The following is a 7998-nucleotide window of genomic DNA, read 5'->3' as shown; positions in this document are numbered from 1 at the left end:
CCCGGCGAACTCCTCACCTGCCCGCTCCGCACCGGCCAACCCGGCGCCCGCGCGACCGACCGTCGTGGACCAGCAGCCCGCGCGCCCCGGCCCGGTCGACCCGTCGCCCACCCCCGCGCCCGAAGAGGAGAAGCGAGGCGACCGCAAGGCGCTCATCGCGCTCGCGATCGTGGCCCTGATCGCCGTCGCCGGCGTCGTGTACCTCGTCAACCGGGGTGACGGCGGCTCACCGTCGGCCGGGTCGGACGCCACCACCGGCACCACCGCCGCCGCGACGACCACCGGGGCCGCCAACCCGCCGCCCGCCGGGACGAGCGCCGAAGAGCAGCCGACCACCACCACGACGACCGCCGCGCCCGAGCCGACCGACGACAGCCCGGCCCCGCCGCCTCCGCCCGCCGAGGTCGGCCCCGACCAGGCGTTGAGCGACTACTACGGCCTGCTGCCGGGCAACCTGGAAACCGCCTACGCCCGGCTGACCGACGGCTTCAAGGCCACCCGCACGCCGACCTTCGCCGACTACCAGGCGTGGTGGGGGCAGATGAGCGCGGTCAACGTGAGCAACGTCCAGGCCATCGGTCCGGACACCGTGTCGGCGACCGTGTCGTACACGTACAAGTCCGGCCGCACCCAGTCCGAGCAGCACGTCTACCGGCTGGTCAAGGTCAACGGGCAGTGGGCGATCGATTCGCAGAGCTGAGCCGTTCGATCTCCCCGTGCGGGGCGCTCGAACGGGTTTCCGCCGGTTAAGGTCACCTGATGGTGGACGGCGTCCGGCGGGCGTGGGTGGCGGTCGTGCTGGTGGCGGTCGCCGCCGTGGGCGTGCTGGCGGTGCTGGCGTTCCGCCCTCCAGCACCCGTGGCGGACGCCCCGCCGGGCGAGTTCGCGGCCGGCCGCGCCGAGCGCCACCTGGCCGAGATCGCCCAGCGGCCGCACCCCATCGGCTCGGCGGACAACCAGCGCGTCCGCGGGTACATCGCCGACACGGCCCGGTCCCTCGGGGCCGACGTGGTGGTGGAGTCCGGTGACGTGGTGCGGCCGTGGCGGGGCGTGGCCCGCGTGGCGACCGCGCACAACGTCGTCGCGCGCGTGCCCGGCACCGACCCCGGGGTGAGCGGCGGCAAGGCGTTGCTGCTGGTCGCGCACTACGACTCCGTGCCGACCGGTCCCGGTGCGGCCGACGACGGCGCGGCGGTCGCGGCGATGCTGGAGACCCTGCGCGCCCTCACCACCACTCCCGTGCGCAACGACGTGGTGTTCCTGTTCACCGACGGCGAGGAGGTCGGGACGCTCGGCGCGGAGGCGTACGTGCGGCGGCACGGCGTGTCCGGGATCGGCGCGGTGCTGAACTGGGAGGCGCGGGGGAGCGGCGGCCCGGTGTGGATGTTCCAGACCGGCCCCGACAACGCGGCGCTGGTGTCGGCGTTCGGCGAGGCGAGCAGCAGGCCCATCGCGAACTCGCTGGCGTTCGAGGTCTACCGGCGGATGCCGAACTACAGCGACTTCACCGTGTTCCTGGAAGCGGGCGCGCGCGGGCTGGACAGCGCGTTCATCGAGCACGTCCGCGACTACCACTCGACGTACGACGACCTGGCGCGGCTGGACCGGGGCAGCGTCCAGCACCACGGGGAGACGATGGTCGGCCTGGTGCGGGCGCTCGGTGACCGGGACCTGCGCGTGGCGGACGGCGACGCCGTCTACTTCGACGTCTTCTCCCGCGTGCTCGTGCGCTACCCCGTCCCCCTGGCCGAGGTGCTCGCCGCCCTGACGGTGACCGCCCTGGCGTGGCTCCTGGTCCGGAACGTCCGAAGTGGACGGTTGCGGCCGCGGGCGGTGGGCGCGGTCGCCGGGGTGGCGGTCGGCGCGGTGCTCACGGCGGGCGCGGTGTCGTTCGGGGTGTGGGCGCTGGTGGCGTGGGCACGTCCGGAGCTGGCGTTCCTGGCGTTGTCCGAGCCGTACGAGCGGGGCTGGTTCGTCGCCGGGTTCTGCGCTCTGGGGTTGGCGGTGCTGTTCACGGCCGTCCGGGTGCTGCGGCGGTGGACGTCCGCCGAAGTGGTCGCCGGGGTGCTCGTGGTCACCGCCGCCCTGCTGGTGGTCGCCACGCTGGCCGCGCCCGGCACCGGTTTCCTGTTCCAGTGGCCGTTGCTGGTCGGGCTGCCGGCGGTGTGGGCGACGAGGTTCGCCGCCCTGCCGCCGCTCGTGGCCGCCGCGATCTACCCGCCGCTGGTCGGCACGATGACGGTGGCGTTGGGACTGCCGCTGGTCGCGGTCGCCGTCGTGTTCGCCGTGCTCGCGGGCGTGCTGCTGCTGCCGGTGCTCGGCGCGCTGCCCCGTCCCGGCACGACGGCGACCGCGGTGGCGCTGGTCGCCGTGGCGTTGATCGCGGTCGGCACGGCGCGGGTCGGGTTCGGTCCGACCGAGCAGCGCCCGAACTCCCTGATCTACCTGCTGGACACCGAGACCGGCCGGGCGGACTGGCTCTCCGCCGACCCCGCGCCCGACGCGTGGACGTCACGCGTCCTCGGCGACTCCCCGGAACGGGTGACGTTGACCGACCGCCACCCGATGCTGGACGAGCCGCTGATGCGCGCCGACGCGCCGGCCCTGACCCTGCCCGCCCCCACGGCGACCGTGCTGAGCAGCACCGATGGCGACGTCCGCACCGTCACCCTCCAGATCTCACCGACCGCGAACGCGTGGCGGACGCAGGTCACCCTGTCGGACCGGGGCGTGCGCGTGTGCCGGCACAACTTCACGGAACTCCACGCCACCACGCTGGAGTTCTACGGCCCGGCCAACCGCAAGGTCACGTGCGAGCTGGACCCGGGCACACCGCTGGACGTCACCCTCACCGACCACTGGATCGGCCTGCCGGCGGAGGCGGCGTCCCTGATCGGCCCCCGCCCGCCGGACACCATGCCGGTCCAGTCCGGCAACCGCCCGTACGACGCCGCCCTGGTGCGAGCCGCGTTCCGCTTCTGACGCCCGGCCCGGGGGAAATCCTGAGCCTCGCCGCCGGACGGCTCAACCGCCGACGCGGTAGCGCAGCAGCACGACACCGTTGCCGAAGACGCGGGTCTCCACCAGGTCCAGATCCGTCTTGTCGTCCTCCGGCTGGAGCCACGGCCGCCCCCGGCCCAACAGCACCGGCTGCACGTACACGCGGTACTCGTCGACCAGGCCCAGGCGGCGGAACGTCGACGCCAGGTCCGGCCCGCCCACCACCAGGTCGCCGCTCGCCGACGCCTTCAGCGCCAGCACCTCGTCCACCACCACGTCACGCACGATCGTGGCGTTGGGCCCCACCGACTCCAGCGTGCGCGAGTACACGACCTTCGGCGTCCCGCGCCAGATCTCGGCGAACTCCGCCATCGACGCCGGGATCGAGGAGTCCTGGTCGGCGTTCGGCCAGAACTCCTCCATCAACTCGTACGTCCGCCGGCCCTCCAGGAACGCGCCCATCGCCGCCAGGTCGGCGTTCATGTGCCGGTGCAACTCGTCGTCCACCCGGTGCCAGTCGATCGAGCCGTCCAGCGTCTCGAAGAAGCCGTCCAAGGACACCGCCAGCATGAACACGATCTTCCGCATGGTCGCTCACCAGTCGTGGAGGGTGTCATCCGCCAGTCGGTCCGCTGGCGGGCACGCCGGACGGTAGGGGAACGGCCCCGCCGCGTCCACGTGCCACGCCACGCCGCTGACCAGCCGGAAGCGCCGGCGCGCCCGTAAAGTGGACCGCATGCGCACTCGGCCCACGTTGAGCTGGACGGCGACCGGTGCGCCGTTGCCGCGCACGACCAGCCTGGACGAGGTCGTGCCGGTGGTCGCCGCGGGCCGGGTCGTGGTGCTCAGCGGGGCCGGACTGTCCACCGAGTCCGGCATCCCGGACTACCGGGGCGCGGCCGGCAGCCTGCGCAAGCACACCCCGATGACCTACGACGAGTTCGTCGGCAGCGTCGACGGCAGGCGCCGCTACTGGGCGCGCAGCCACCTCGGCTGGCGGACCATCGCCCGCGCCGCCCCGAACACCGGCCACCACGCGGTCGCGGCGCTGCACGCCCGCGGCCACCTGTCCGGCGTGATCACCCAGAACGTCGACGGCCTGCACCAGGCCGCCGGCACGCCCGACGTGGTCGAGCTGCACGGCAGCCTCGACCGGGTGATCTGCCTCGATTGCGGCGCGGTCAGCGCCCGCGAGGACCTGGACCGCCGGTTCCGCGCCGCCAACCCGGCGTTCGCGGCGACCGCCACCCGGATCAACCCGGACGGCGACGTCGACCTGCCCGACCACGAGGTGCGGTCGTTCCGGCTGGTCGGGTGCGCCGACTGCGGTTCGGGCGTGCTGAAGCCGGACGTGGTGTTCTTCGGTGAGAACGTGCCCCGCCCGCGGGTCGAGCGGTGCTACCGGCTGGTGGACGAGGCCGACGCCCTGCTCGTCCTCGGCTCGTCGTTGACGGTCATGTCCGGCCTGCGGTTCGTCCGGCACGCCGCGAACGCCGGCAAGCCGGTCCTCATCGTCAACCAGGGCGAGACCAGGGGCGACGCCCACGCGACCGTCCGCGTGGACCTGCCCCTGGGCGAAGCCCTGACCACCCTCCTCGACCGCCTGGGCGAAGCTCGGGCCTGACAGGCCGCCCGGCCAAGCCGCTCGCCCCCGCCGTCCTAGGCTGCCCGCCGGTTTGACAGACGGCCAACCTGAGCCGCCCGTCCGCGCCGCCCACCGCCCGCGCCGCCCGCCGCCCGCCGCCCGCGCCGTCAGCTCCGGCGCAACCGCAGCACGTGATCCCCTCGCGTGCCGTGCTCGCCGTTCGGGCCGTGCATCTCGCGCTCGACCGTCTCGTCCACCTCCACCACCCACTTCCGCAGGTCCAGGTCCAGCGACGCCAGCACCTCCGCGTTGGTGGGGAAGTGGTGGTCGGCGTGCGGGTGGTCGTGCTGCCACGTGGCCCACCCGGCGTGGCTCACGACCAGCAGCACGCCGCCCGGCGCCACCGCCTCCGCCGCCCGCGCGAGGATCGACTCCCGCTCGCCCTCCGGCGCCACCAACGAGTGCAGGAACTGCGCCGAGACGAGGTCGAACACCCCGGTCGGGAACGTCCGGCCCAGGTCGTGCCGCTGCCAGTCGATCCGCGCCGCCACGCCCAGCTCGGTCGCCCGCGCCGCGCCCCGCGCCAACGCCGTGGTCGACACGTCGACCGCCGTGACCTGCCAGCCCTGCTCGGCCAGCCACACCGCGTCACCGCCCTCGCCGCACCCGAGGTCCAGCGCCGTGCCGGGGGTGAGGTGCCCGACCTCCCGCACCAGCAGCTCGTTGGCCTTGCCGGTCCAGACCTGGTCGCGGTCCCGGTAGAACGTCTCCCAGTGCTGCTCTGTGGTGTCCATGCCCCGATGATGCGAGGCTCGTCGGAACCCTGGCAACTAATGTTGCCAATCCGGCAACTCGGACGAACGGCAGCCGTGCCGGCCGCTCGCCAACGCCGCGCGTAACCAGGCCCATCGCTCGATCGGGTAACTGCCCATCGCTCGAACGGGGCGGCGAGTATCGGGTTCTACCCTGCCGTTCCGATATCGCGATCACACCGACCGCTTCCGCGCGCCGGACGTCACCAGGGGAAGAGTCGCGTGACTGGTTACCTCGAACTCGCCGCGTCCGCGGTGCTGTACGCGCTGGGCATCGTCGCCCAGTCCGTCGCCTCCCGGCGCGCCGACACGACCGGCGGCGGACTGGGGCTGCTCGCCCGGCTCGCCCGCGACCGGCTCTACCTGCTCGGCTTCGCGGGCCAGGTCGGCGGCTTCGCGCTGGCGTTCCTCGCCCGCGCCGAGCTCCCGCTCTACCTCGTGCAGGCCGGGTCGTCGTGCGCGGTCGGGCTCGCCACCCTCTTCGGCATCGCGGTGCTCGGCTGGCGCGTCCGCACGGTCGAGGTCGTGGTGCTCGTGGTGATGGCGGCCGGGCTGGTGCTGCTCGTCGCCGCGGCCACCCCGTCGACCGCGCACGACGTGCCGCAGGGCCTCGGCCTGGTCCTCTTCGGACTCCCGCTCGTGGCCCTCGTGCTCGTCCAGCGCCGCGTGAACGGCGTCGTGCCGCTCGCCGTGTCGGCCGGCCTGGCGTTCGCCGTGGTCGCCATGACCAGCCGCACGCTCGCCGACGAGTCGTTCCTCACGCTCCCGCTGTACCCGTTGGCGTGGCTCATGGTCGTCGCCGCGCTCGTCGGCCAGTCCTACCTCGCCCTCGCGCTGAGCCGGGGTTCGGCGACCTCCAGCGTCGCCACGATGGACGCCACCACGGTCGTGCTCACGTCGATCGTCGGCATCGCCGCCCTCGGCGACCGGATCACGCCCGGCCGCGAGTGGTGGGTCGTGCTCGGCGTGGGGCTCGTCGTGTCCGGCGTGCTGCTGCTCGGCTTCGCCGACCGGTTCGCCAAGACCCCCGCACGGGTGGCCGGATGAGCACCGCCAGCGTCTCCCTCGACCTCGACAACCTATGGGCCTACCTGAAGACCCACGGCGACCCGGAGTGGGAACGCCGCCCCAGCTTCCTGCCCACCGCCGTGCCCCGCCTGCTGGAGGCGTTCGGCGCGAACGGCCTCACGACCACCGTCTTCGTCGTCGGCGCGGACGTCGAGCGGGACGACGGAGCGGAGGCCGTCGCGGCCATCACCGCCGCCGGGCACGAGGTCGCCAACCACTCCTACGGCCACGAGCCCTGGCTGCACCGCTACTCGCGCGACCGGCTCGACGCCGAGCTCTCCCGCACCGAGGACGCGATCGTCGCCGCCGGCGCGCCCCGCCCGACGGGGTTCCGCGGCCCCGGCTACAGCGTCACCCACGACCTGCTCGACCTGCTCGCCGAACGCGGCTACCGCTACGACGCCAGCACCCTGCCCACGTGGATCGGCCCGCTCGCCCGCGCCTACCACAACCGCACCGCGCCGACTGGCGGCGACCGCGACCTGTTCGGCGGCTTCGGCCGGGTCCGCGCGCCGAACGCCGCCTACCGCTGGCGCGTCGGCACGGGCCTGGTCGAGCTGCCGGTCACCACCATGCCGCTGCTGCGCGTCCCGATCCACGGCTCCTACCTGCTCCAGCTGCACCAGGTGTCGCCCCGCCTCGCGCGCGGCTACTTCACCGCGGCGCTGCGGCTGTGCCGGCTGCGGGGCGTGCAGCCGTCCCTGTTGCTGCACCCCACGGACGTGCTCGGCGCGGCGGAGGCGCCGGGCATGGAGTTCTTCCCCGGCATGGCCGTGCCGGGCGCGCGGAAGGTCGAGTTCCTGGGCTGGGTGCTCGGCGCCCTGCGCGCCCACTTCGACGTCGTCGGCACGGGCGAGCACGTCGCCCGCCTCGAAGCGGGCCTGCGCGAGCACGACACGGCGCTGCTCGCCCGGTGCGGCGGATGACCTCGCGGGCCTGCCTCGGAGCGGCCGGCGCGGGGGCCGGGGTCCGGCCCGACGCCGGGACGTTGCTGCTGCGCGCCTTCGCGTGCGCGACGGTGTTCTCCGCCCCGCTGGAGGGCTACCTCTTCCAGGTCCACGGCCAACTGGCCAAGGTGCCGCCCGCGCTGCTCGCCGTCACGTGGGTCGTGGTCCGGGCGCGGCAGCGCCGTGCGCCCGAACCGCACCCCGTGCACGCCGTCCTCGTGGCGTTCGCGCTCGTGCTGCTGGCGTCCTCGGCGGTGCACGCCGGTGGCGGGTACACGCTGGAGTACGCGCTCCGCTGGCTGCCGTTCCTGCTGGTCACGGTGGTCCTGGTGGACGTCGCGTCGCGCGAGGTGCCGATCCGGGCGGTGCTCGGCGCGACCGTCGCGGGCGCTGTGGTCGCCGCCGTCGGCGCGCTGCACAGCCTCCTCGCGGAGGGCCAGACGCGGGCGACCGGGCCGTTGGAGGACCCGAACGACCTGGCGTACTTCCTGGTCGCCGCCCTGCCGCTGCTGGTCGCGCTGCGCCGCGCCGGACGGGTCGCCCTCGCCGTGGCCGGGACGGTGCTGGCGGCGGGCGCGGCGCTGGC

General features: G+C 74.3%; 6 protein-coding genes and 2 pseudogenes. 6 read left to right on the top strand and 2 right to left on the bottom strand.

Annotated elements, in window-relative coordinates:
- Both ACFQ3T_RS32260 and ACFQ3T_RS32255 read left to right on the top strand, forming a co-directional pair.
- Positions 1-700, top strand: a pseudogene (locus ACFQ3T_RS32260) (hypothetical protein); the annotation flags it as partial.
- A gap of 59 nt (positions 701-759) precedes the next feature.
- Entirely contained in the window at positions 760-2982 is a 2223-nt protein-coding gene (locus tag ACFQ3T_RS32255) for a M20/M25/M40 family metallo-hydrolase (RefSeq protein ID WP_380729190.1), read from the top strand.
- A gap of 42 nt (positions 2983-3024) precedes the next feature.
- On the opposite strand, the gene ACFQ3T_RS32250 is transcribed toward ACFQ3T_RS32255, so the two are convergent.
- Positions 3025-3588, bottom strand: coding sequence for a dihydrofolate reductase family protein (locus ACFQ3T_RS32250; RefSeq protein ID WP_380729188.1), 564 nt, complete (start codon positions 3586-3588; stop codon positions 3025-3027).
- A gap of 148 nt (positions 3589-3736) precedes the next feature.
- On the opposite strand from ACFQ3T_RS32250, the gene ACFQ3T_RS32245 reads away from it, so the two are divergent.
- Positions 3737-4624 (top strand): NAD-dependent protein deacetylase, encoded by an 888-nt coding sequence (locus tag ACFQ3T_RS32245; protein WP_380729185.1) that lies wholly within the window; start codon positions 3737-3739, stop codon positions 4622-4624.
- Positions 4625-4752: 128 nt separating this feature from the next.
- Here the strand turns inward: ACFQ3T_RS32245 and ACFQ3T_RS32240 are convergent, their stop codons facing one another.
- A complete protein-coding gene (locus ACFQ3T_RS32240; protein ID WP_380729182.1) occupies positions 4753-5379 on the bottom strand; it encodes an SAM-dependent methyltransferase in 627 nt (208 codons plus the stop codon).
- Positions 5380-5619: 240 nt separating this feature from the next.
- On the opposite strand from ACFQ3T_RS32240, the gene ACFQ3T_RS32235 reads away from it, so the two are divergent.
- The 3 genes and pseudogenes from ACFQ3T_RS32235 to ACFQ3T_RS32225 form a co-directional block, all read left to right on the top strand.
- Entirely contained in the window at positions 5620-6444 is an 825-nt protein-coding gene (locus tag ACFQ3T_RS32235; RefSeq protein ID WP_380729179.1) for a hypothetical protein, read from the top strand.
- Entirely contained in the window at positions 6441-7391 is a 951-nt protein-coding gene (locus ACFQ3T_RS32230) for a polysaccharide deacetylase family protein (RefSeq protein ID WP_380729177.1), read from the top strand. The genes ACFQ3T_RS32235 and ACFQ3T_RS32230 overlap by 4 nt, the downstream gene beginning before the upstream one ends.
- A pseudogene (locus ACFQ3T_RS32225) lies at positions 7388-7998 on the top strand (O-antigen ligase family protein); the annotation flags it as partial. The gene ACFQ3T_RS32230 and the pseudogene ACFQ3T_RS32225, both read left to right, overlap by 4 nt.

The sequence above is a fragment of the Saccharothrix hoggarensis genome, assembly GCF_042678885.1.
GTDB lineage: Bacteria > Actinomycetota > Actinomycetes > Mycobacteriales > Pseudonocardiaceae > Actinosynnema > Actinosynnema hoggarensis.
Note: the sequence above shows the minus strand (reverse complement) of the source record. Positions and strands in the feature narration are given on the sequence as shown.

Excerpts from the sequence above, each read along its gene's own strand:
- ACFQ3T_RS32230 (WP_380729177.1), top strand. The coding sequence starts at position 6,441 with ATGAGCACCGCCAGCGTCTCCCTCGACCTCGACAACCTATGGGCCTAC.
- ACFQ3T_RS32245 (WP_380729185.1), top strand. The coding sequence starts at position 3,737 with ATGCGCACTCGGCCCACGTTGAGCTGGACGGCGACCGGTGCGCCGTTG.
- ACFQ3T_RS32240 (WP_380729182.1), bottom strand. The coding sequence starts at position 5,379 with ATGGACACCACAGAGCAGCACTGGGAGACGTTCTACCGGGACCGCGAC.
- ACFQ3T_RS32255 (WP_380729190.1), top strand. The coding sequence starts at position 760 with ATGGTGGACGGCGTCCGGCGGGCGTGGGTGGCGGTCGTGCTGGTGGCG.
- ACFQ3T_RS32250 (WP_380729188.1), bottom strand. The coding sequence starts at position 3,588 with ATGCGGAAGATCGTGTTCATGCTGGCGGTGTCCTTGGACGGCTTCTTC.